Origin of the sequence: Enterococcus sp. DIV0712 (assembly GCF_050554855.1) — a bacterium.
GTDB lineage: Bacteria > Bacillota > Bacilli > Lactobacillales > Enterococcaceae > Enterococcus > Enterococcus faecalis.
Window position 1 is genome coordinate 1,091,199 of the sequence record NZ_CP187333.1, and the last position, 23,230, is coordinate 1,114,428.

Sequence of the window (23,230 nt, forward strand, 5' to 3'; positions counted from 1 at the left end):
AACGAGGAGTCCGTAGAAGTTCGATAATTCTAGGGCTGCTCGTTTATTGTTGCTTCTTTTATTAAGAAAAAATAGGTCTTAAGATGTATCTTTTGAGATTTATTTGGAAATTACTACTCTTTTTATTTAAAAATTGGTACACTATTACTAGGTTATAGCACAGAAAGGAGTGTGGGAAAAGTGTTAGAAGGTCTACCATTGGAAACGGTTTATTTTTATGCATTAGTGGGGAGCGCGGTCCTCGCTTTTTTACTAATTATTTTTGGGGATGTTTTTAATTTTGATGGACCGGTGGACCCAATGCTGATTATTCCATGGATTGCTTTTACCTCGCTGTTTGGGTACCTTGGGGAAGAATTAACAGCGGTGAATAGTTGGCTTATTTTAATTGTCAGTGGTATTCTTTCAACCATTATTGTTTTCTTCCTAAATTTTTATGTGTTGGTCCCTTTGAAAAATTCGGAGGCCACAATTTCTATTTCGGAAAAAGACATGGAGGGTCGTGTTGCTACTGTGATTACCCCAATCCCTGTCCGGGGAATGGGCGAGATTCAATTGAAGAGTGTCACAGGTTCGTTAAGTCGACCAGCAGCATTTTATGTGCCACAAGAAGTGGCTGCGCCAAGAGGTAGTGAGGTATTGATTATTGAATTGAAAGAACGGGTTTGTTATGTCATTCCTTACGAAGGCAGTCTAAAAATATAGAGTAGGAGAGAAGAAAATGGGGATTTTGTTACCGATTATTATTGCAGTTTTAGTATTATTAATGTTATTAATTGTGTTTGTTTCTAAATATCAGACAGCCAAACCTGATGAAGCGTTAATTATCAGCGGGAGCTATCTAGGCTCTAAAAATGTTCATGTAGACGAAGGTGGCAACAAAATTAAAATCGTTCGTGGCGGTGGTGCGTTTGTCTTACCAGTGTTCCAACGTTCAAATCGAATTAGTTTGCTTTCAAGTAAATTAGATGTTTCTACACCAGAAGTGTACACAGAACAAGGGGTTCCTGTAATGTGTGATGGGACATCAATCATTAAAATTGGTTCGTCAGTTGAAGAAATTGCGACAGCAGCGGAACAATTTTTAGGAAAAACAACAGAAGAATTAGAAAATGAAGCACGTGAAGTATTAGAAGGACATTTACGTTCGATTTTAGGTTCAATGACAGTGGAAGAAATTTACCAAAATCGTGATAAATTTAGCCAAAGTGTACAAGAAGTTGCCAGTGTTGACTTAGCTAAAATGGGCTTAGTTATTGTGTCGTTCACAATTAAAGAAGTTCGTGATAAAAATGGATACTTGGATTCATTAGGGAAACCAAGAATCGCTCAAGTTAAACGTGATGCAGATATTGCTGAAGCAGAAGCCTTGAAAGAAACTCGCATCAAAAAAGCGGAAGCAGAAAAAGAATCACAACAAGCGGAATTGCAACGTCAAACAGAAATTGCAGAAGCTTCAAAAGAAAAAGAATTGAAATTAGCGTTATACAAACAAGAACAAGATATTGCCAAAGCCAAAGCAGACCAAGCCTATAACTTGGAAAGCGCGCGTGCACAACAACACGTGGTGGAACAAGAAATGGAAGTCAAAGTCGTTGAACGTCAAAAACAAATTGAGTTAGAAGAAAAAGAAATTACGCGTCGTGAAAAACAATACGACTCAGAAGTGAAGAAAAAAGCCGATGCAGATCGTTACGCACGCGAACAAGAAGCTCTTGCTCAAAAGGCACGCGAAGTGGCAGAAGCCGAAGCAGAACGCTTCAAAGTTGAAGCATTAGCCGAAGCGGAAGCCAACAAAACGCGTTTAACAGGTCAAGCGCAAGCCGAAGCTATTTTAGCTCGTGGTGCAGCGGAAGCCGAAGCCAAACAAAAGATTGCTGATGCCTTCAAAGAATATGGTGAAGCAGCTGTGTTAAGTATGGTGATGGAAATGTTACCACAATTAATGAAAGAAGCAGCACAACCATTGGGCAACATCGACAAGATTTCAGTGGTAGATACAGGCGCAGGTGGCGAAAATTCTGGCGCCAACCGTATTACCAATTATGCAACAAACTTGTTGGCTGGTACACAAGAAACACTAAAAGAAACAACGGGCCTCGACGTGAAAGAGCTAATTGAAAACTTTTCTAAAAAAGGTACCTCAAATAGCGTGAACTATCATGCAACAGAAGGTTCAGAAAAAGAATAGAAATCAGCCTTTAAGGAGTAGCGAATCGCATTTCGTTACTCCTTAATGCTGCATTGAAACGATAAACGAACAATCTGACAGAGAAATAGCGAGTGCTTGTTTTGTTTCAAAGATTCTGATAACATAGAGTTCTTGGAGGGATAGAGATGTCAAAAAAGAATAAAGATATTGAAGTACGTGTTGAAGAAGAAAAAGCCCAATACAATGGAGCAAATGTTTTAATGAACAAATTATTTATTGGTAAAAAAGAAATCGGTCGTGTCATTCCGCAAAATGATAAAAAATTCATCATTGAAATTGATGGCAAGCAAGAAGGTACAGCAAAAAATCTGGACGAAGCCTTTGAAACAATTATTCGTCAATGGAATTTAAGTGAATAAAAAATAAATAACAATTTTTTTAAAAAAAGGGTTGCTTTTTTCTGGAAAAGATTGTATTATAACTAAGTCAGGTCGTTACAGCGACAATGACTTTTTGGAGGAATAGCGAAGTGGCTAAACGCGACGGACTGTAAATCCGTTCCTTAGGGTTCAGTGGTTCGAATCCACTTTCCTCCATTTTCTTTTTGGGGTATAGCCAAGCGGTAAGGCAACGGACTTTGACTCCGTCATGCGTTGGTTCGAATCCAGCTACCCCAGTTTTCAGAACATTTCTGGTAGAGAGATGTTCTTTTTTTGTATAATTATATAACAAAAATGAGGTAAGATTTTCCTCATGTACAGGCTAGAAAAGTTTTCATTTATATAAGAATATGCTAAAGTATTAAGAAAGAATAGTCTGGAGTTGATAAGAATGAACTTTAAAGAAAAAATTACAGAAATGGTTGAAAATGTTTACGATTTAGCACGCGATGGTAAGTATGATGTCAAAGTTGACTTAATTCCTCGTAAAAAAGGCAACATCAAAAGTGGTGTTAAAGTCACTTCTTCAAGAAATACAGCCCACAATATCAAATGGCGTTCAAAAAACTAATTCGTCTTTAACAGAAACACCGGAGCAGACAAAATTATTGTCTACTCCGGTGTTTTTATTTTTCTAATTCGATGCCTAAGACAGTTAAATGACCATTACCAACTAATTTGATAACTAATTGGGCTAAGTGGTTGGGTGTCATATCCGTCTCGCTAGTAATCCACCAATGAAGGGTACCGATGAAGATAGAGGTCATGTATTCAATAACAAAATCTATAGGTACGTCAATATCATTTTCGGTAATACGCAACTGCGAAAAAATCGTCGCATATTTTTCTTCGATAATTTCAGCTAAGCGTTTTCGAAAGTGTTCGTTGAAATTATTGTCCATGATAGTTAAGAAGAAAGATTTGTTCTCTTGAATATTAATATAGAGTTGCGTCAGAAGTTCTTCAATGTGCTTCACGCGGACACGGTTGCCATTAACCAGTTGTTGCGAATCAAGAATAGCGGTAAAAGCACTAAGCGTAAAGGTGAAGATTGCATCATATAAATGCTGTTTGTCTTTAAAATGAGCATAAAAAGTCGCACGATTAATCATAGCTTCATCAGCAATATCCTGAATCGTCACCGCTTCGTAGCCTTTCGTTTCTACAAGTTTAAAAAAAGCTTCAATAATCATTTTTCTGGTTCGTTGTACTCTAAGGTCTGTTTTCTTTGCCATCATAAATTCCTTTCGAGATAGTCAACATTCTCGGAAACTTTGTTGTTTATCTCACAAAATAGGGTAAATTGCTTGTTGCAAATCATTTAGAACCTTTCTAAAATAGGTATATCTATTATAACAAACAGTTTGTATAATAATCAACAAACTGTTGGGAAATGAAGGGGTATTTTAATTGATGGTTATGAGAGCAGGGATTGATGTTGGGTCAACGACAGTAAAATTAGTATTTTTAAATAAACAAAATCAGCCTATTTTTACAAAATATGAACGCCATTTTTCCGATGTCAAAGCAGCAACGGAACGCATTTTAAAAGAAGGACTATCAAGGATCGGTGCAGACCAACCTGTGACAATGAGCATAACTGGCTCTGGTGGTATGGGGCTGGCTGAGGTATTGGGGATTCCCTTTGTTCAAGAGGTTATCGCGTGTACACGAACTGTTGAAACAATAATCCCAGAAACGGATGTTGCTATTGAACTTGGCGGAGAAGATGCAAAAATCACTTTTTTTGATGGTGCTTTAGAGCAACGAATGAATGGTAGTTGTGCAGGTGGGACAGGCGCCTTCATCGATCAAATGGCTGTTTTACTTAAAACGGATGCCAATGGAGTGAATGAATTGGCGAAGAATTATCAAACTATTTATCCGATTGCTTCCCGCTGTGGGGTTTTTGCCAAAACGGATGTTCAACCTTTAATCAATGAAGGAGCAGCGAAAGAAGATATCGCGGCGAGTATTTTTCAAGCGGTAGTTAATCAAACAATCGCTGGGTTAGCTGCTGGTCGCAAAATTAAAGGTAAAGTAGCGTTTTTAGGGGGACCCTTATTTTTCATGTCAGAATTGAGAAAACGGTTTATTGAAACCTTAGCAATTCAGCCAGAAGATGTTATTTTTCCAGAACAACCGCAACTGTTTGTAGCAATGGGTGCAGCACTTTATTCAGAAGATGCAGCCGAATGTACATTGGAAGAATTAATTCAGCGCTTAGTGAACAGCCAGGCTACTGATTTACAGCCGAGCGACACGTTACCACCGTTATTTAACAGCGCAGAAGATTTAGCAGATTTTCGAGAAAGACACGCGCAAGCCCAAGCAAAGGAGAAACCTTTATCTCAACATACTGGCGTGACCTTTTTAGGGATTGATGCAGGCTCCACAACGACAAAAGTCGCATTGATTGATGAAGATGGCCATTTGTTGTTTTCTTTTTATGGTAATAACCAAGGGCAACCTTTAGAAACCACCATGACAGTACTGAAATCACTTTATCAACAACTGCCTGAAGAAGTTTTTATCGGAAAAGCGGCTGTTACAGGATATGGAGAACAGCTAATAAAAAATGCGTTAAAAGTCGATATTGGTGAAGTTGAAACGATGGCCCATTACAAAGCAGCCAACCATTTTCAGCCAGGTGTGGATTTTATTTTGGATATCGGAGGACAAGATATGAAAGCGATGACCATTAAAAATGGCGTGCTTTCCTCGATACAATTAAATGAAGCTTGTTCTTCTGGGTGCGGTTCCTTTATCGAAACCTTTGCGCAATCTTTAAAATATAATGTGAAGGATTTTGCTTTGGCGGCTTTAGAATCGCAAGCGCCTGTTGATTTAGGTTCTCGGTGTACTGTTTTTATGAACTCAAAAGTGAAACAGGTTCAAAAAGAAGGGGCCTCTGTCGGCGATATTTCTGCTGGACTATCTTATTCAGTCATCAAAAATGCCATTTATAAAGTCATTAAAGTTCGCCGACCTGAAGAGTTGGGAGAAAAGATTGTCTGCCAGGGAGGAACATTTTACAATGAAGCGGTCTTGAGAGCTTTTGAAAAAATTAGCGGTCGTGAAGTGGTTCGTCCTTCTATTGCTGGTTTGATGGGGGCCTATGGGGCAGCGCTGATTGCTTTGGACGCTTATGAAATTGGGGAAGAAACCACGCTTCTTTCTTTAGAAGAGTTAGCGGCATTTACCTCTGAAAAGGAATTTACTCATTGCGGCTTGTGTGAAAACAATTGTCAATTAACGGTCACAGTGTTTTCGGACGGGCGCCAATTTATTACGGGAAATCGCTGTGAACGTGGTGCACGAATTAAAATTAAACGAGAAGAACGCAAAGTGAATTTGGTTGATTATAAGTACCGCAAGTTATTTAAGTACCGACCTTTGCGGGAAAATAAAGCGTTTCGTGGGCGCTTGGGTATCCCTAGAGTCCTAAACATGTATGAAAATTATCCTTTGTGGCATACATTTTTTACTGACTTAGGCTTTCGGGTCGAATTATCGCCACGTTCTAATAAACAAATCTATGAACAAGGCCTTGAAACGATTCCCAGTGATACGGTTTGTTACCCAGCGAAAATGGCGCATGGACATATTCAAGCATTAATTGATGCGCACGTGCCAATTATCTTTTATCCTGGTGTTGTTTTTGAACAGCAAGAAACAGTGGAAGCAGATAATCATTTTAATTGTCCAATTGTGCAAAGCTACCCAGATGTTATTCGAAATAATGTGGATGCCATCAGAGAGGGCCAAGTGGATTATCGAAATCCCTATCTTAATTTAGCGAATGAAACTGCAGTTGCCAAAGTTTTAGCTGAAAATTTTGCTGATTTAGGGATTTCCTTAGAAGAAATTCAAACAGCGCTGCATCATGGTTATCAAGAATTAGCAGCTTTTAAAAAAGAAATTCAAGAAAAAGGCGAAGAAACGTTAGCCATGTTAACTGAAAAAGGCCAGAGAGGGATTGTCTTATCGGGGCGACCGTATCACTTGGATCCAGAGATTAATCACGGCATTGCCGAAGTCATTACACAGGAAGGATTCCATGTCTTGACAGAAGACAGTATCTCGCATCTTGGAGACGTGCAGAATTTACGTGTGGTGAATCAATGGGTCTATCATTCTCGCTTATATGCGGCGGCTAAAGTAGTGGCTAAGACGAAAAATTTAGAACTTGTCCAACTGAATTCCTTTGGTTGCGGCTTAGATGCTGTGACAACCGATCAAGTAGAAGAAATCATGGATCGGTCTGGCAAAATTTATACAGTCCTCAAAATCGATGAAGGCGCGAATTTGGGCGCAATTCGTATTCGGTTGCGCTCCTTGAAAGCGGCTGTCAATGAGCGGGAGAAGCAACAGTTTGTTCCGCATATGCAAATGGAAGAGCCGGAGAAAATTGTGTTTACAAAACAAATGAAAAAAACACATACCTTACTGTTACCAATGCTTAGCCCGATTCATCAATCTGGATTAGTCGATGTAGCATTACAAGCTTCTGGCTATCATGTCGTCTGTTTGCCTGCGCAAGACAAAGAAGCTGTGAATGTCGGGTTAAAATATGTCAATAATGATGCGTGTTACCCAGCAATTATTTCCATCGGACAACTAGTTGAAGCTTTGGAAAGTGGTCAATATGATTTGGATAATGTCAGTGTCTTAATGACGCAAACAGGGGGCGGTTGTCGCGCAACGAATTACATTCCATTATTACGAAAAGCCTTAAATGATGCTGGTTTTTCTCAAGTTCCTGTAGTTTCAGTTTCGATGGGCAATAAAGGAGTCGAATCCAATCCAGGATTTAAATTTACGTTGCCAATGATCAAGCGCTTAGTAGTTGCCTTTTTATATGGTGACTTATTCGAACGAGTAGTTTATCGAACAAGACCTTATGAAACAGAAAAAGGAATGGTGGATCAACTGCACCAAGATTGGCTAAAAAGAGTGGAAGCCAATGTCCGGAATGGTTCGCTGACACAATTTAATCACTTCATGAAAAAAATTATTCGGACGTTTGATGAAATTCCTTTACAAGAGATAAAAAAACCAAAAGTCGGTGTGGTCGGGGAAATTTTAGTGAAATATTCGCCGACAGCGAATAATGATATTGTGCGTTTGCTAGAAGAAGAAGGTGCTGAAGCAGTTGTGCCAGATATTGTTGGCTTTATGAACTATTCTTTGTACAATCAAATTTGGAAATACGAAAATATGGGCATGTCAAAACAAAGCAAACGTTTAGCAGAATTTGCGATAAAAATCATTGAATTGGTAGAAAAACCAATGGATAAGGCATTGAGAAAATCTGTCCGTTTTGATGGTATTCATTCCATTTATGATATGGCAGCAGATGCAAGTAAAATTTTATCAATTGGCAATCATACGGGTGAAGGTTGGTTTTTAACAGCTGAAATGATTGAGCTCTTAAAACACGAGGTGAATAACATCGTTTGTATGCAGCCGTTTGGATGTTTACCAAACCATATTGTTGGAAAAGGGGTCGTGAAAGAGCTACGACGCCAATATCCGCAAGCAAACATTGCGGCGGTGGATTATGATCCAGGGGTATCTTTGGTCAATCAGTTGAACCGAATCCGTTTGATGATGGCCACAGCGAACAAGTTGTTGAAAGAAGAAAATGTAAAAAGATAATAACTAATAGAAATTCGTTTAAAAACATTTGACTTGGTCACTTTTTACTGACTAAGCCAAATGTTTTTGTTATAAAAAGAAAGCATGCAACTAGACCAACTTTGATAAAAATTCCAAATCCTCTTTTATTTATCATTTTTTGGTTGTTTACACGGTCTATACCAGTTATAATAGAAGAGGAGATGAACGAAGAGGAGGAAGCGTAAATGGTTCAAAATATACCAATTTATATTCAAATTCACGATAAAATCAAAGAAGATATTGAAAAAGGTGTCTGGAGTATCGGGGATCGTTTGCCCTCTGAGCGAGAATTAGCCTTGAAATTTGATGTTAGTCGAATGACCTTACGCCAAGCCATTCAGACTTTAGCAGACGAAGGGATTTTAGAACGAAAAATTGGTTCAGGAACATATGTAGCACGTAAGAAAGTTCAAGAAACAATGACAGGTACCACTAGTTTTACAGAAATTACCTTGTCTCAAAATCGCGTTCCTTCTAGTCGGACGGTGTCTTATTTTGTAGCGAAACCTAGTTCTAGTGAGATGGAAAAATTACAACTAGGTCCAGAAGATTCAATTTTACGAATGGAAAGAATTCGTTTTGCGGATGACATTCCGATTTGTTTTGAGGTGGCGAGTATTCCTTATTCATTGGTCTCGCAATATGGCAAATCTGAAATCACGAACTCTTTTTATAAAACACTTGAAGCCAAATCTGGCCACAAAATTGGCCATTCTAACCAAACAATCTCTGCTGTTCAAGCATCGGAACAGATCGCAGAATATTTAGAGATTAAACGAGGCGATGCGATTCTGCGTGTGCGCCAAGTATCCTATTTTGAAAACGGACTACCTTTTGAATATGTTCGTACGCAGTATGCAGGAAGTCGATTTGAGTTTTATTTAGAGAAGTAGAGAAATGATAAGTATGGAAAAATGCCAAGAAATAGGCTGAGGTAAGATATTTTAACCTCCAAAAGTTGTATCTGAAAAATACAATTTTTGGAGGTTATTTTTTATGAACTTATCAGGTAGAATTCAAATTAAAATTAGTGAAAGCATCTCAATTCAAATAAATATTGAATAGAGTAGCAAGTCTGAATACCAGAAAAGTGAGATGGTTTGTCCCGCTATAAATATTGTTAAAAATAAACTTATAATAGCTGCTAGTTTATTTGCTTTTATTCTTTTTTTGGCTGTAGTTCATTTTTGTCCATTTTTTACATTTCTTTTTTAAACTGTAACCTAATATAAGATATACCCATTCAACGCTTTAATCAAATAGTTGCAAAATCAGCAGTTGTTTTGCAAATTGTTACATTGAAATTGTTAGTTATTACCAATCAATAATACTTATGATTGTCAAAGTTATTATATAGATATACTGAAAGAGAAATTTATTTTTTTCAATAAAAAGTTTAGCGGAAGGAGTGATGCGGAATGAAAAAAATTAACGTACGTAAAGCCGATACAGTTGATGCAACAGCATGGTGGATTATTATCTAATTTGATAACCAAATAACGGTTAGACGAGATAGAAATATCTCGTCATTTTTTAATAAGGAGTGAAAAAAATGAAGTATAAATATCCCAGAATAAAACCAATCTATCCATTATATCAATTAACTAAAGAGAGATTTAGAGTTGGGCCCAATTAGGAATCACTATTGAATTTGATGATGATGAAGGTCTAATCGAGGAGACGTTTCCTGGTAGAATGATTGAAGATAGATACTTAGCTAATGTGAATTACTTTAGTAGGTACTGTAAAGCTGATGATGATAGATTTGAAATTCAGGAAAAGATAAATAACTTGAAAATACTATTATTAGGTCTTGGTGGAGGAGGATCAAATATTCTAACGTTACTAGCGGGTCTTGGCCCCAAGATGATTAGAATGGTGGACTATGACCGAGTTGAAGCAAGTAATTTAGGTCGTCAATTACTATATAGAGAAGCAGATATTGGTGAGAAGAAAACTGTAGTTGCTAAAAGAGCCATTAATGAAATGAACTCAAATATTAACGTTGAAACTGTAGATAAAAAAATAATAGATGTGAATGATGTTGTTGAATTGACAGAAGGAATAGATATCATTGTTTGCGCTATTGATGAACCCCCTTTCCTTATACATAGAATTGTGAATGAAGCTATTGTAAAAGTTGGTTTGCCGTGCGTGTTTGGTGCCTCACAGGTTAGCCGAGGAAGAGTATACACTGTAATACCCCAGAAAACAGGATGCTTTGATTGCATGAATTTGAACTTCAGTAAAAATGACCCTAAATTTGTTGAACAATTTGTAGGTTTTAGAAATATTCAATTTGCTCCCCCATCCATAGCTTATGGTGCTGGTATCTTTCAATTAACAGCATCAATTGTAGATGAGTTAATAAGAGTGGTAACAAGATATGCTGAGCCAAAAAGTTTGGGAACGCAATATGAAATTAACTATGAGGACGGAAACTCGTTCACGCATAAAACTTGGCCAAGGTTTGAGAGTGAATGTCCAACTTGTGGTAAAGGAGATGTCTCCCAATGGGAAATATTTCAATATTATCAAGAGAAGAAATAGGCCGAGACTATACCGAAGCTCGTACGTTAAAACGTAAGCTAAACAATGGCGATTGGGTTTATGTATCAGAAGAAAATCAACTATTAGTGTTGAGTGATGAAGTGGCGAGACAAATTAATTCATCCGAACTAATCGAAGAAGAGGTACTTAATGAATTAGTTGAAAATAAAATTATGATAAAAAAAGCCGATCAGAGAGATGATTATAAGCCGCTATTTGTCGAGCCTAAGAATATCTTATTTAAAAGCTCCTCTTTCCTGATTGATGTTAACGGTATTGTTGCGTTTACGATTAGCATATTTTTATTCGTAATCAAGGGTCTCCTTTTGGAAGTGCAGTAAATGTTTTGTTTACAAATCCTTTAAAATTTCTTCTAATTGCTATTCTTGTCTCAATCGTATCTACAACTTTTCATGAATTTATGCACATTATATTTTCAAGGAATTCAAGGAAAATCAATTTAAACATAGTTAAAGCCGTTGCTACGATACCTATGACTCATGTATGGACGTGGAGTAGGTTTGGTAGAATCACGGCGATCACCTCTGGAATGTCGTCGGATGCAATATTCTTGTTAGTTTTTTTGATTATGAATAATAAAAGTGTTGGAGTTAATTCTATTGCGGCATCAATACTTATAACAAGGATATTGTGGCAATTTATCATTATACAAAAAACAGATATTAACATTTTGATTTCTTTTGTGGTTGATAATCCTTTCTACTTTGAAGAGGTCGCAATTATGAAATTAATCATTATTAAAGTAATAAGTATAAGTGTGCTAGCAATGATAATTTGGTTATGGTTCCAACCTGTTATCAATCAATTTAATTAAGTCTAAATATAGGAGGTTTGCTTTGAATCAACAGTTAGAATTACATTCGCTAAGTAAAAAGTACAAGAAATCAGAGAGCTGTGCAAATGATAATATAAATTTGCGCTTTAATAAAGGTGAAATAACTGCCATAGCTGGACATAACGGCGCTGGTAAAACAACAATGTTGAATCAGATTATAGGTATAACGAAATCAACAAAGGGCTCTATAACATTTAATGGTCTATCATTTGCAAGAGATAGTAAAATTGCAAGAGAATATGTCTCTATGATGCCTCAACTACATGCTCCCTTGGCAGGTATAACGATGGCTCAATCTGTCGAGTCAATAATAAGAATAAGAGGAGGCAGTCAGAAAATAGCTGAAGAAGAGTGTATTAAAATTTTAAAAGAATTAAAAATAGATGGATGGAAAGATATACCAGGACAGAAACTTTCAGGCGGACTTAGAAGGCTCACTTCATTTGCAATGGCCGTTGTATATCCTTCTCCAATAATAGTCCTTGACGAACCTACTAATGATGTGGATCCTATTAGACGGCAAAAAATATGGAGATATCTGAAAAAATTATCTAATAAGGGGCATATAATCATCGTGGTCACACACAATATTTTAGAAGTTGAAAAATATGCTGATAGATATATTTTAATGAATCATGGAAAGGTTCTTGAGGATAAGAACTTAAAAAAACAGTCTATAAAAATAAACGATCGAAATTATATGACTGTTAACTTTCTTAATCTAAGTGATTTGAAGAGTGTAATAGTACCGAGTGCAATTCAGACTAACATAAACGATGAGGAATTAATGATAGAAATGGAATTAGAGAACAGTCAAGTGTTAGAAGCAGTTGACTGGGTCATGAAATTAGTAATAGAAAGAAAAGTTCAAAATTATAAAGTTTCCCCAAAATCCTTAAATGAAACCTATGGAGAGTTAATAGATGAAAATGATAAAAAATTATAGAAGAAAATCAATGATTAAGGAATTATTTGCTTTAGTAGGGTGGAGTTTATTAAGACATAAATACTTATTGCCTGTTTTTACATTAACTCAAGTATTTCTATCATTAGCAATTGTCTACGGGTTAGCACTTCTAATACCAGATGTGAATAATCAGACAGCTATCTATCTGTCATCTGGAGCAACTACTCTTGGGATTATTGCGGTAGGGTGCGTTCTTGCTGCTCAAATAGTAAGTACAGCAAAACAGGAGGGCATTGTGGACTATCAAAGGACATTGCCAGTTTCTCGGTTGAACATATTAATTTCCGACTTTATAATTTGGGGAATGGCCTCACTACCTGGGGTGTTTATGTCATTTTTAGCGGCATATTTAAGATTCGATGTCCAAATTAGATTCTCAATGAAGGCCCTAGCTATTCTTAGTCTAATTCAATTATGTATGATCTCTATAGGTTTTGCTTTGGCATATTGGCTAACACCTAATGTAGTAGGATTAGCAACTCAGATAATTATGATAGGTGGACTTTTATTCTCGCCTATTACTTATCCAACAGATAGATTGCCTTCTGCTTTAGTGAACTTTTTTGAATTTTTACCATTTGTTCCATCGAGTAATTTGATAAGATCACTGTTTTATGAACAGAATACTGTTAATGTTTCTAATATTATTGTAGTTTGTTTTTGGTTCGTGTTAACTACATTACTTTCACTTATTTCATTGCAAGAAGGGACTGAATTGCAAAATGCAAACAATAAATATAAATAATTTATATAAAAAAGTAAGTGATACATTCAATTTAAAGGTTGATCAATTAGATTTAGAAGTAGGGAAAATTTATGGATTAGTTGGTCCGAATGGTGCAGGTAAAACAACTTTGATGAAATGTCTATGTAGTTTGCTTAGACCTGATAGTGGAATACTTAAAATAGACAATCGGCAAGTAGAAATAGCAGACCCTAAAATATTATTGCAGGTGGGTACTAACTTTGTTAACTCAGATAGTTTAAATGGATTTATGCTTGAAGATATATACAATGACCATGCTTTTTATTACAAGTTAAAAAATTTGTTAATGATAGAGACTCTATTAATGGATGTTGGTCTAAATGTAAATAAAAAAAGAAAGTTTAATACAATGTCTTTAGGAATGAAACAAAGGTTTTTGCTAGGTCTTGCTACAGCTCACAACCCTTCATTAGTATTATTAGATGAGCCATTTAACGGTTTAGATCCTGATGGTGTAGAGTTATTTATTGAGAATGTTAAGACCTTGTCCGAAAATAGAGTGTTGATAATTAGTAGTCATATATTGAGAGATATGGAAACATTTCTTGATGACGTTATATTTATAGAGAAAGGCAATGTACAAGAACCAAAATCAATGGTTGAGATTCGAGAAGAGTATAGAGAGGGGTTGAAAGAGTATTATGATGAACAAAAGAGAAAACATGATTAGTGACTCAAAATTGAATGTTTATAGATATGAATTAGATAAAATTAAAAATGTTTGGTTTAAAGTTTTCTTAATTACACTGGTAATCCAAATGTTATTTTTTATGTTTTTCTCATTTGTGGGAATATTTGATGAAAGTGCTGATACGATCTCGTCATTTCAAGGAATTATAGCATTATCGAACACTGTTTCTATGTGCGGCATATCAATTTATGGAGCTGTATTACTAAGGAAAGAGCTTGTACGATTTTATGTTGGCAATCACCGGAATAGAACGTTTCTTTTTCCGATTGATCGAAAAGAGCTTCTCGTAAAAAAAACAAGTTCTTTTTACGTGATAATCTTATCTAGCTTTGGAAGTGCGCTTCTTATTTCATTTGTGACTGAGGTTTTGCTTAACTTAATTTTGAAGTTTCATAGTTCAAATTTATTTTTTGAAATTTACCTTGGCCTTATTACCATAGTTACAAGTTGTAGTCTACTATTCGTAATTTTGATATTGTCAGAAATAATTTCAATTTGGAAACAATCGGAAATTGCTTCAATAATAACGTCAGTGGTACTAATGCTAATATATTCGAATTTTTCTGCTATGGGTCTTATGAATTTTCCAACTATAACGTTCCTATTTTCAACGATTATGGGATTGATGCTTGTTTGGTTATTTTTGAAATTTTCTGATAAATTATGCGGCATGGAAGTATACTAAAAAATGCGGTGATTTACTTGATTAGTTATCACCGCATTTGTTTCCTTTGTATACATTAAATATAACTATAGTTACAAAATATCTACGTTGTTTCGTCCAGTGACGTTGAATACCACCTAATTGTTGTAAGAGATCACCAATGTTTTTCATTCCTAAACCTTTATCTTTTCTATGTTTTCTTGTAAAAATTTCTTCAGAATTATAGTTATTCGATACTTCAATAAATAAATCATTATTGACTTGCTTGATAATTATATTGACATATCTGTCAATCGGCTTGATTCTCTTCGATGCTTGTATGGCGTTATCAATTATATTTCCAATTACAATAGTTAGAACGTCATTATTAATTTTTATATTTTTAGAGACAAATATCTGATGATCAACATTAATTTGATTCTTTCTTGCTTCAGCAAGCTTTTCATTCAATAGGTAGTTTAATACTCCATCGGCAGCATAAGTTTTTGTTGGTGGTTCTAAAATATCAAAACTACTCTTAATATAATCGATAGCTTCATTAACTTCTTCATTTTCGATAAGTCCGAGGATTGTTAAGTATTGATTCTTCAAATCATGTTTTAATTTTAAAACGTTAGTTCTGTTTCTCTTTATTTCATTTAAAATTCTATACTCCACTTCGATATTTTTTTTTCTCAAAGTAAGATTATATTGATTTTTTTGATATTCTATAGTGATTTTATAAAGAAAAATTACACAGATGTTTAAAAATATGACACTAATCGTAATAGTAATCTCAGAAATCTTGTCATTGTTGTTTCCTATTAAAAGCCCAAATAAAATGATTATTGATAGTATGGGAATAGGTAATAAAATCACAATAAATGATAAGTTTGTCGATAATTCAGACTTTGCTTCTTTAACTATTGAAAATTTAAGTATGACTATCCAGGCAACCCCAATCAAAGTTGTAATTGTTATTGAAGTTATGAAAAAAGTAGGGCTATCATGGGATGTTAATTCTGCATTTAAAATTATTTTCGTAAAGTGTAACGATAATACTTCACAGATTAAATTTATTGATATAAGTGTCATTGTCCATACGGCCGAGTCGAGATAAGGGACCGAGTGTAGCATAGCAATAGTGTAAGTTAAAATGAAACTTAGTAATAAGTTAAGATACGGTAAATAAATGTTCGGTATGTAAGCATTGGATAATATAATCGTAACCATGGCTGATATGATTATAACAATCCAGATGACATTATAAAATTCTCTATGACTTTTAATAGCTGTTGACCAATTAGAAAAAAAATAAGAGATAAGAAATAAATAAACTAACAAACTTAGGCTTCGTAATGTTATATCAAGCATTATATCTTTCCTCTCATGGACATAACTATACTTTTATGAGCGGCGGCTTTGAAGCGCCTACTTATTGGTATTTCAATACATTTTTCTTTAGAATCCATTAATAGGAAATTTTTTCCTAACTCTTTTATATAAGCGCAATTTATTATGAAAGAAGAGTGGACTTGCACAAAATTCGTATCAAGTTGTTCGTTTATCTGATTCGTTGACATATAGGGTTTGTAGATTTCTCCAACTGTATGAATCAATACTTGTCTTTTATCTTTTTCGAAATAAATGATATCTTTGGTTGGTATTTTATAAGTAACTTTGTTACTAGAAAATACAAAGTAATTTCTTTTTTTTTCTAGCTATTGTCTCAGTTTTTCCAAAACTTGGTGCAACCGATCTTCCGTAGGCGGTTTCAATAAATAATCAAAAGTTTGTACTTGGAAGACTTCTTCCATGTATTCTTTGTAACTCGTCAAAAAAACGATAGGTGATAAAATATCACGTTCTCGGATTTTTTTTGCCAAGTCTATTCCGCTCATTTCACTCATTTCTATATCTAAAATAAAAAAGTCAAAATTTTCTTGGTCAAGTTGATTGACTAACTTGAGAGGATTGTAGTAGGTATAGGTTTCAAATATATTTGGGTTATAATTAAATAGCATCGTGTTTATTTTTTCGGTTAACGTTGGATTGTCATCACAAATAGCAACTTTCAACAATAAAACCTCCTTTTTTTCATTCTATATATATTATGAATTAAATTATCTTTAAAAACAATCATTTTTTTGTTAGCACAACTGATAAACCGACATAAGTAATCTGGATAAAAATATCAAAAATTCAGGTTACTGACAAACATTTAATTAGCATCTAAAAAATAATCATGTAAATTAAATGAGCAACGAAAACATCTGTTAGGGTGCTATCAGTTTTTTTTAAATCTACATATGATTAAAACTTGATGCTATAATGTTACTAGTAAGGTCAATGTATACCATAGCAGTACTTGAGAAAAGTAGAAGTGTTTCTGATGTTAGATATGTGGGCTGTATGTTGACTGATTTTCCTTTGAAGTTGAATAATAAGTTCGTGAATAATCGGAAATACTATATTTTTTCTGGTGAACAGATGGATTAGTGAAGATTGATACTGAACAGTCAATTGTTTTAAAAAAAGTGATTTTCAAATGGTAATAAAAGTATATTTAAAGGAACTCGAATTTTCAGAAAGTAGCTTCAAACTTAGTTTGAAAGAATAGCTTTCGGCTATAAAAAAAGTTAAAAGGAGCCTGCCATGTTACAGAAATATATAGAAATTTTAACAAGAGACGAGGTCATCTTTCGTAAAAAGCCAGATGGAACAGAAGTAAATTATTTTCTATTTCCAGAGTTTGAAATACATATAAATAGCTTGCCAGGAAAAACTGTGCAAGGTTGGCATAAGCATCACGAAATCGAAGAAGTTTTACTTGTGCAGTCGGGAAAAGTGAAAATAGAAGAGCTAGAAAATTAGCAAATTATTTCAAGAATTTGTGCAGAAGGAGAACTTATTCGGATGCATAAAAGTCTTCATCGGATTAGTAATCCTGATACGTTATCTGCATCATTTACAGTATTTCGTTTTGTTCCACAAGGGCAAAATCAACAAGAATGCATAAAAAATGATAAAGAAGAATTCTCTGATGCGGCAGTACAACGGCTTCTAAAAATCAATGATTCGTTGTGATCGTTATTTTTAAACTTTTCTTTTCCCCCTCCTAGAAAACACAAAACCGTGGTACAATAACTTACGTAATAGACACACCTACTCCGAATGTCAAAAAAGGGCAGAAAAGTAGACAAGAAATTGTTTAAGGAGTAAAGTAAACTTACTTAAAATTTTGGGGGAAATAAAATGTATGATGTAATTATCATTGGTGCCGGTCCTGCTGGGATGACGGCAGCACTTTATGCATCACGGTCCAATCTTTCTGTATTGATGATTGAACGCGGTGCGCCTGGTGGGCAAATGAACAACACTGCTGAGGTAGAGAATTACCCAGGCTTTGATTCTATTATGGGTCCAGAATTGGCCTATAAAATGTATGAAAATGTAGAAAAATTTGGTACGGAAAATGCGTATGGTATTGTGATGGGCATCGAAGACCACGGATCCTATAAAGAAGTGATTTGTGATGACAAATCTTATGAAGCTAAAGCGGTAATTATTGCAACAGGCTGTGAACACCGAAAATTGGGTGTAAAAGGCGAAGAAGAATTTGCTGGCCGTGGTGTTTCTTATTGTGCTGTTTGTGACGGTGCTTTCTTTAAAAATAAACGCTTAGTAGTCGTTGGCGGCGGCGATTCTGCAGTTGAAGAAGCAATCTATTTAACGCAATTTGCTTCTGAAGTAGTGATTGTTCACCGTCGTGATGAATTGCGTGCGCAAAAAATCATTCAAGATCGTGCCTTTGCAAATGAAAAGATTTCCTTTGTTTGGGATACAGTTGTCGAAGAAATTGTTGGCAATGAAATGGTTGTGACAGGTGTGAAAGCACGGAATGTCAAAACAGATGAAGTTTCTGAAATTGAAGCAAACGGCGTGTTCATTTACGTGGGGCTAGATCCATTAACAGAACCATTTAAGAAAGCTGGTATTACGAATGAGGCTGGTTGGATTGAAACAGACCAAGAAATGAGAACAAAAATTCCTGGTGTTTATGCCATTGGTGATGTCCGTGAAAAAACATTGCGTCAAATCACGACAGCGGTCGGTGAAGGCGGTATTGCTGGACAACAAGTATTTAACTATATTGAAGAATTAAAATAAAAAAATGCTTTTGCCTTTAAGAATAAGGGCAAAAGCATTTTTTTAATAGGTTCCTTTAATGACAAAATAAGAGCCGCGAATGGTTCCAGCTAATTTTGATTTTTGACGAGCAAATTTGAATTTTCCTTCAAATTCTGCAGGGATTGCCATACCATCTGAAAGTTTAAACCCAACGGCGCGTTTGCCTTCCTCAGCTAATGTGTACATCACGTTAACTGCTAAGCCGTTTTCATAAAATACATAGGCCATTTTTATGCCATCTAAAGTGAAAGAAGAAATTTCAAGTGGCTTGTAAGGGAAATGTAACGCTCGTTCCAATAAAATTTTTTCAATCCAGGTCAATGTTTCTGGAGCTTCAGAGGCAGGGACGGTCGTAAAGCGATGTTTGTATTTATTCCAAAAATAGCGAGCTTCATTCGCTCTTAGTCCAGCAAGGGCAAGTGCCACTGGTGAACTTTCTAAACCAATAGTGGCTACTTCTTTAAAATCAACTGTATAAACCATGAATTGATACTCCCATCTTTTCTTTTAAACTAAGTATAACGGTAGCAGGGGTAACGAACAATTATTATTACTTAAAAGAATGAAATTGGGACAGAACGATCGGCTTCAGAAAATGTTAAGGTTTCCGAATGCGTAGGTTCTGTCCCAAAGAGTATTTTAAGATTTGGTTATTTCGTGATAAGTTATACGCTTGTGCTTATTTATTGGCATCTAAGGTAACTTTTTCATCTGCCGTAGTCGTTTTAACATCTACTGTATAAACAAGTTTATTGTTATTTTTGGTTAACTTCCAAGTCAAAATACGTGGAGAAAGTCCTCCAACTTCTTTTTTTGCTTTGGCTAAAACGTCGTTAACAGCGCCTAATTCTTTGACTTCAGCAGCTGAAAAGGCTGTCTCGTTTTCGCCAAGTTGATTTGCTTCAGTATTTTTGGTGACTTTTCCTGTTTCAGGATTCACGTAAAGTGTTTCTGTATCGTTAGTAAAGATATAGCTGTAGTCACTTGCTGGTTCTGTATCAAATTGGACATTTACTAATGGTTTGCTGTTGCCAGCTTCTTTTTCATAGATTTCAGCAGCTTGCTGCAAACTAACTTTGTACTTAGTATCAGTGACAGCATCTTTTCCTATGCCACAACTAGCTAAAATAAAAATAGCTCCTAAAAGTGAAAAAAATAGTAAAAATGGTTTTTTTAACATGAAATTACCTCGTTTCTTTTTATTAAGCATTCACAATCATTTAGTATACGGTGGTTTTATAAAAATTACAAACAAAAAATAATCCTTTAAGAGAAATTAAAGGATTATTTTTTGTTATTTATTCTGCACGTAAAGCAACTGCCGCATCTTTTTTCGCTGCCATTCGGGCAGGAATATGGCCACCAATCATGGTTAAGATTGTGCTAATTACAATCAAAATAATCCCGTGAATTGGATTTAAGGTGGCAACATTTTCTAAATCAGTCAGGTTATAGAGCACTGCATTGATCGGAAATGTTGCGAGAAAGGCAATCACAACACCAAGAATACCAGAGGCAACGCCTAAAATAGCAGTTTCGGCATCGAACACCCGGGTAATATCTTTTTTACGAGCTCCTAACGCTTTCAGGATACCGATTTCTTTGGTCCGCTCAATGACAGAAGTATAGGTGATAATCCCAATCATAATCATACTTGTAACAAGGGAAATCCCAGCAAATGCAATCAGCACATAAGTGATGGCATCCATTAAACCACCTGTTAAGCGGGTCATTGTTCCAGCTAAATCAGAATAGATGATTTGGTCTTTTTTATCTTTTCCTTTGTTATAAGCATCTAAATAATCAAGAATTTTATCTTTTGATTTGAAATCGTTTGGATAAATCATAATACTTGAAGGGATTTCATTCGCTCCTAAATAAGACAACAGGTTTTCTTTCGCGGAAGCATCTAATGTTTCGTTAGTCATAACGTTAGTGTTGCTGGCTTCTTGCGCTTTAACAATATCAGAGGTTTTGTTTTTGGCAATCATATTAGTTGAAAGTGCATCGCTATAAGCAATTCCAGGTGCTAATAGATTCATTGTTGAAGAATCTTTAATTCGCAAAATCCCTGAAATTGTTAATTCGGTATTTTCTGGATTATCGTAAACAGCTTGCAAATCTTGGTTAGGAATGAAGTTGCCTGTCGGTAATTTGGTGTAAAATGCATTATTATTGGCTAATTTCATTTTTGTGCCAACAATGTCTGAAAAGGCAATCTTTTGATTATCTTTCACGTCAAAGCCAAGATTTTTTAAAGCATTAATATTGGTGGTATTGTTACTATCGACGATTAAAACGACATCGGTTTCTTTTTCTGGATAATTTCCTTCAAGCAACGAGTAATTGTCTTTTAAGAAATTGTTTTTTCCATTTTCTAGTTGTTTAGGAAAAGCAGAAACGCCGACGCCAGTTTGGGCAGCCATCATAGAAGCCATCGCGTTTGATTGGCCGTCGGGTGCATCGTTTGAAAATTTGACAGCTTGTGCTTTCCCGTTGATTTCTCTTAATAAGTTCATATTGACTAGACGAGTATAGCCGATATTATTACTTAATTCAGGATCAATGTGATTGACATAGTCAATAAACTTTTGATCAATTAAATTCGTGTGTTGCGCACGGTCCGCATCGCTAATTTTAGCAGTCACTTCTTTTTCTTTCGGGAAGGTGCCTTTTTTGTCCTGATTATTGAAACTTTCTGGATCTTGATCTGTCGCTATTTTAGAAATGGTAATCGGAAATTGCGCTAACGTTTCCGACTGAGTTTTATCAATTTGTTTCTGGAATCCTGTTGAAAGAGAAAGGACAATCGCAATACTGATAATTCCGATACTTGAAGCAAAGGCGGTTAAAAAAGTTCGCCCTTTTTTAGTGCGGATATTATTAAAAGATAAACGCAGCGCAGTCGTGAATTTCATTTTGGTGCGTTTCAATTCGAAAGGTTCTTTTTTTTCATGTTCAATATGAGGACGCGAGTCATGACGAATTTGGCCATCTGAAAATTCAATAATTCGATCAGCGTATTCGTGAGCTAATTCAGGATTGTGGGTCACCATAATAACTAATTTTTCTTTCGAAAGTTCTTGGATAAGTGCCATAATTTGCAGACTGGTTTCTGAATCCAATGCACCAGTTGGTTCATCACAAAGTAAAATATCGGGATCATTAGCTAAAGCGCGAGCAATGGCAACCCGTTGCATTTGACCACCAGATAATTGGGAAGGTTTTTTATGGATATGGTCCTTCAAACCGACACGGATGAGTGCATCTTCGGCTTTTTGGCGTCTTTCTGCTTTTGAAATACCACTTAGTGTCATACCAAGCTCGACATTATCCAAAATCCCTTGATGACTAATTAAGTTGTAACTTTGAAAAATAAAACCAATTGAGTTATTCCGATAAGCATCCCAGTCGGCTTCTTTAAAATTTTTTGTTGATTTGCCGTTAATGATTAAGTCACCAGAATCGTAATTGTCCAATCCGCCAATCACATTCAACATCGTCGTTTTACCAGAGCCGCTGGGACCCAGAATGGCTACAAATTCTTGTTTTCGAAAAGCGACAGAGACGCCATCTAAAGCTTTAGTGGTCGTTCCGCCGACAGTATAATATTTTTTTATCTCTTTGAGTTCTAGCATATTTTTCGCATCCTTCTTCCAATTTATCAACAACACAACCTTAAGTTAGTGTATAACGTAACATAATAGTTAACAAAAATCAATCATTACCATTTGATAATCAAGTGAATTTAGTATACACTAGGTGGGAAACGAGGGAGAACATATGGATAAAGAGAAGCATTCATCAAATTTAGATATTAGTGTCTTTACTGAAATTTTTTCATATATGAGCCAATTGCTTTTTAAAGACCTAGACTTGGAGGATCTAAAATTAACCAAGTTAGACATGTTAATTTTATTAATTGTGGCAACAAATGAAGGAATTAGTATGACGGAGTTAGCCAACCAAGTAGGAACGTCGAAAGTTCAAGTGAGTCGCTCTATTGCGGGGTTAGAAGAACGAGCGATTGTTCAACGTCGCCATAATCAAGAAAATCGCCGCGTGGTTAATGTTTATACGACAAAAGAAGGCGAGAAGCTCTTTAAGCAAAAAGAAAATCAAGTAAAACAGCAACTATCTGAAACGCTTAGTGTTCTTTCCTTAGAGGATTATCAAGAGGTCAATCAACACTTTTTGGCGGTCATGAAAATTTTGTCCAATTATCAAGCGCTACGAAGAAAAACGTGTAAGGAAAACAACGCCAAAAAATAAAAAACATCGTTTGGCTATAA

At 35.4% G+C, this 23,230-nt stretch carries 20 protein-coding genes, 2 tRNA genes and 2 pseudogenes; 17 read left to right on the top strand and 7 right to left on the bottom strand.

Going from position 1 to position 23,230, the window contains the following annotated elements:
• Positions 1 to 171: 171 nt before the first annotated feature.
• From IGL42_RS05310 to IGL42_RS05335, 6 genes are all read left to right on the top strand, one after another.
• Positions 172 to 705, top strand: coding sequence for a hypothetical protein (locus tag IGL42_RS05310; RefSeq protein ID WP_002357809.1), 534 nt, complete (start codon positions 172 to 174; stop codon positions 703 to 705).
• 16 nt (positions 706 to 721) lie between these two features.
• The gene (locus tag IGL42_RS05315; protein WP_002357808.1) at positions 722 to 2,191 is read left to right on the top strand and encodes a flotillin family protein; all 1,470 of its coding nucleotides are present in this window, start codon (positions 722 to 724) and stop codon (positions 2,189 to 2,191) included.
• A gap of 146 nt (positions 2,192 to 2,337) precedes the next feature.
• Positions 2,338 to 2,571 (top strand): DUF2969 domain-containing protein, encoded by a 234-nt coding sequence (locus IGL42_RS05320; protein WP_002357806.1) that lies wholly within the window; start codon positions 2,338 to 2,340, stop codon positions 2,569 to 2,571.
• Between the two features lie 96 nt (positions 2,572 to 2,667).
• A tRNA-Tyr gene (locus tag IGL42_RS05325) sits at positions 2,668 to 2,748 on the top strand.
• Positions 2,749 to 2,757: 9 nt separating this feature from the next.
• Positions 2,758 to 2,829: transfer RNA gene (locus IGL42_RS05330), tRNA-Gln, on the top strand.
• A 154-nt stretch (positions 2,830 to 2,983) separates the two neighbouring features.
• Positions 2,984 to 3,163 (top strand): hypothetical protein, encoded by a 180-nt coding sequence (locus tag IGL42_RS05335; RefSeq protein WP_002357804.1) that lies wholly within the window; start codon positions 2,984 to 2,986, stop codon positions 3,161 to 3,163.
• A 55-nt stretch (positions 3,164 to 3,218) separates the two neighbouring features.
• Here the strand turns inward: IGL42_RS05335 and IGL42_RS05340 are convergent, their stop codons facing one another.
• On the bottom strand, positions 3,219 to 3,830 hold the full coding sequence (locus IGL42_RS05340) for a TetR/AcrR family transcriptional regulator (protein WP_002357803.1): 612 nt from the start codon (positions 3,828 to 3,830) through the stop codon (positions 3,219 to 3,221).
• Positions 3,831 to 4,005: 175 nt separating this feature from the next.
• On the opposite strand from IGL42_RS05340, the gene IGL42_RS05345 reads away from it, so the two are divergent.
• The 8 genes and pseudogenes from IGL42_RS05345 to IGL42_RS05380 all read left to right on the top strand — a co-directional run bounded on the left by IGL42_RS05345 (position 4,006) and on the right by IGL42_RS05380 (position 14,789).
• Positions 4,006 to 8,253, top strand: coding sequence for a 2-hydroxyacyl-CoA dehydratase (locus IGL42_RS05345; RefSeq protein ID WP_010710430.1), 4,248 nt, complete (start codon positions 4,006 to 4,008; stop codon positions 8,251 to 8,253).
• A gap of 206 nt (positions 8,254 to 8,459) precedes the next feature.
• On the top strand, positions 8,460 to 9,167 hold the full coding sequence (locus IGL42_RS05350; protein ID WP_002357800.1) for a GntR family transcriptional regulator: 708 nt from the start codon (positions 8,460 to 8,462) through the stop codon (positions 9,165 to 9,167).
• Positions 9,168 to 9,826: 659 nt separating this feature from the next.
• Positions 9,827 to 10,824 (top strand): annotated as a pseudogene (locus IGL42_RS05355) (ThiF family adenylyltransferase).
• The gene (locus IGL42_RS05360; protein WP_010710428.1) at positions 10,788 to 11,165 is read left to right on the top strand and encodes a hypothetical protein; all 378 of its coding nucleotides are present in this window, start codon (positions 10,788 to 10,790) and stop codon (positions 11,163 to 11,165) included. The pseudogene IGL42_RS05355 and the gene IGL42_RS05360 overlap by 37 nt, the downstream one beginning before the upstream one ends.
• A gap of 516 nt (positions 11,166 to 11,681) precedes the next feature.
• Positions 11,682 to 12,626: an ABC transporter ATP-binding protein gene (locus tag IGL42_RS05365; RefSeq protein WP_002363836.1), complete on the top strand. Its 945-nt coding sequence runs from the start codon at positions 11,682 to 11,684 to the stop codon at positions 12,624 to 12,626.
• Positions 12,604 to 13,392: an ABC transporter permease gene (locus IGL42_RS05370; RefSeq protein ID WP_010710427.1), complete on the top strand. Its 789-nt coding sequence runs from the start codon at positions 12,604 to 12,606 to the stop codon at positions 13,390 to 13,392. Before IGL42_RS05365 ends, IGL42_RS05370 begins: the two co-directional genes overlap by 23 nt.
• Positions 13,370 to 14,083, top strand: coding sequence for an ATP-binding cassette domain-containing protein (locus IGL42_RS05375; RefSeq protein WP_002378341.1), 714 nt, complete (start codon positions 13,370 to 13,372; stop codon positions 14,081 to 14,083). The genes IGL42_RS05370 and IGL42_RS05375 overlap by 23 nt, the downstream gene beginning before the upstream one ends.
• Positions 14,055 to 14,789: a hypothetical protein gene (locus IGL42_RS05380; protein ID WP_016617739.1), complete on the top strand. Its 735-nt coding sequence runs from the start codon at positions 14,055 to 14,057 to the stop codon at positions 14,787 to 14,789. Before IGL42_RS05375 ends, IGL42_RS05380 begins: the two co-directional genes overlap by 29 nt.
• A gap of 21 nt (positions 14,790 to 14,810) precedes the next feature.
• Here the strand turns inward: IGL42_RS05380 and IGL42_RS05385 are convergent, their stop codons facing one another.
• The 3 genes from IGL42_RS05385 to IGL42_RS05395 all read right to left on the bottom strand — a co-directional run bounded on the left by IGL42_RS05385 (position 14,811) and on the right by IGL42_RS05395 (position 16,825).
• Positions 14,811 to 15,842 carry a sensor histidine kinase gene (locus IGL42_RS05385; RefSeq protein ID WP_229201771.1) on the bottom strand — a complete coding sequence of 344 codons (1,032 nt, stop codon included), beginning with the start codon at positions 15,840 to 15,842 and terminating at the stop codon, positions 14,811 to 14,813.
• Positions 15,843 to 16,120: 278 nt separating this feature from the next.
• Positions 16,121 to 16,366: a LytTR family DNA-binding domain-containing protein gene (locus IGL42_RS05390; protein ID WP_002397235.1), complete on the bottom strand. Its 246-nt coding sequence runs from the start codon at positions 16,364 to 16,366 to the stop codon at positions 16,121 to 16,123.
• Positions 16,367 to 16,468: 102 nt separating this feature from the next.
• Positions 16,469 to 16,825, bottom strand: coding sequence for a LytR/AlgR family response regulator transcription factor (locus IGL42_RS05395; RefSeq protein ID WP_010710424.1), 357 nt, complete (start codon positions 16,823 to 16,825; stop codon positions 16,469 to 16,471).
• A 577-nt stretch (positions 16,826 to 17,402) separates the two neighbouring features.
• Here IGL42_RS05395 and IGL42_RS05400 point away from each other — a divergent pair.
• Positions 17,403 to 17,834, top strand: a pseudogene (locus IGL42_RS05400) (cupin domain-containing protein).
• A gap of 168 nt (positions 17,835 to 18,002) precedes the next feature.
• Positions 18,003 to 18,917, top strand: a complete 915-nt coding sequence (trxB, locus tag IGL42_RS05405; RefSeq protein ID WP_002357780.1) for a thioredoxin-disulfide reductase — start codon at positions 18,003 to 18,005, stop codon at positions 18,915 to 18,917.
• A 42-nt stretch (positions 18,918 to 18,959) separates the two neighbouring features.
• Here the strand turns inward: trxB and IGL42_RS05410 are convergent, their stop codons facing one another.
• From IGL42_RS05410 to IGL42_RS05420, 3 genes are all read right to left on the bottom strand, one after another.
• Positions 18,960 to 19,421, bottom strand: a complete 462-nt coding sequence (locus tag IGL42_RS05410; RefSeq protein WP_010710423.1) for a hypothetical protein — start codon at positions 19,419 to 19,421, stop codon at positions 18,960 to 18,962.
• A gap of 196 nt (positions 19,422 to 19,617) precedes the next feature.
• The gene (gene camE, locus IGL42_RS05415; protein WP_002358931.1) at positions 19,618 to 20,118 is read right to left on the bottom strand and encodes a plasmid sex pheromone cAM373 precursor; all 501 of its coding nucleotides are present in this window, start codon (positions 20,116 to 20,118) and stop codon (positions 19,618 to 19,620) included.
• Positions 20,119 to 20,236: 118 nt separating this feature from the next.
• Positions 20,237 to 22,576 carry an ATP-binding cassette domain-containing protein gene (locus IGL42_RS05420; protein WP_002360456.1) on the bottom strand — a complete coding sequence of 780 codons (2,340 nt, stop codon included), beginning with the start codon at positions 22,574 to 22,576 and terminating at the stop codon, positions 20,237 to 20,239.
• A 124-nt stretch (positions 22,577 to 22,700) separates the two neighbouring features.
• Between IGL42_RS05420 and IGL42_RS05425 the strand changes: the two genes are divergently transcribed.
• The gene (locus IGL42_RS05425) at positions 22,701 to 23,210 is read left to right on the top strand and encodes a MarR family winged helix-turn-helix transcriptional regulator (protein WP_002365578.1); all 510 of its coding nucleotides are present in this window, start codon (positions 22,701 to 22,703) and stop codon (positions 23,208 to 23,210) included.
• The last annotated feature ends 20 nt before the right edge of the window (positions 23,211 to 23,230 follow it).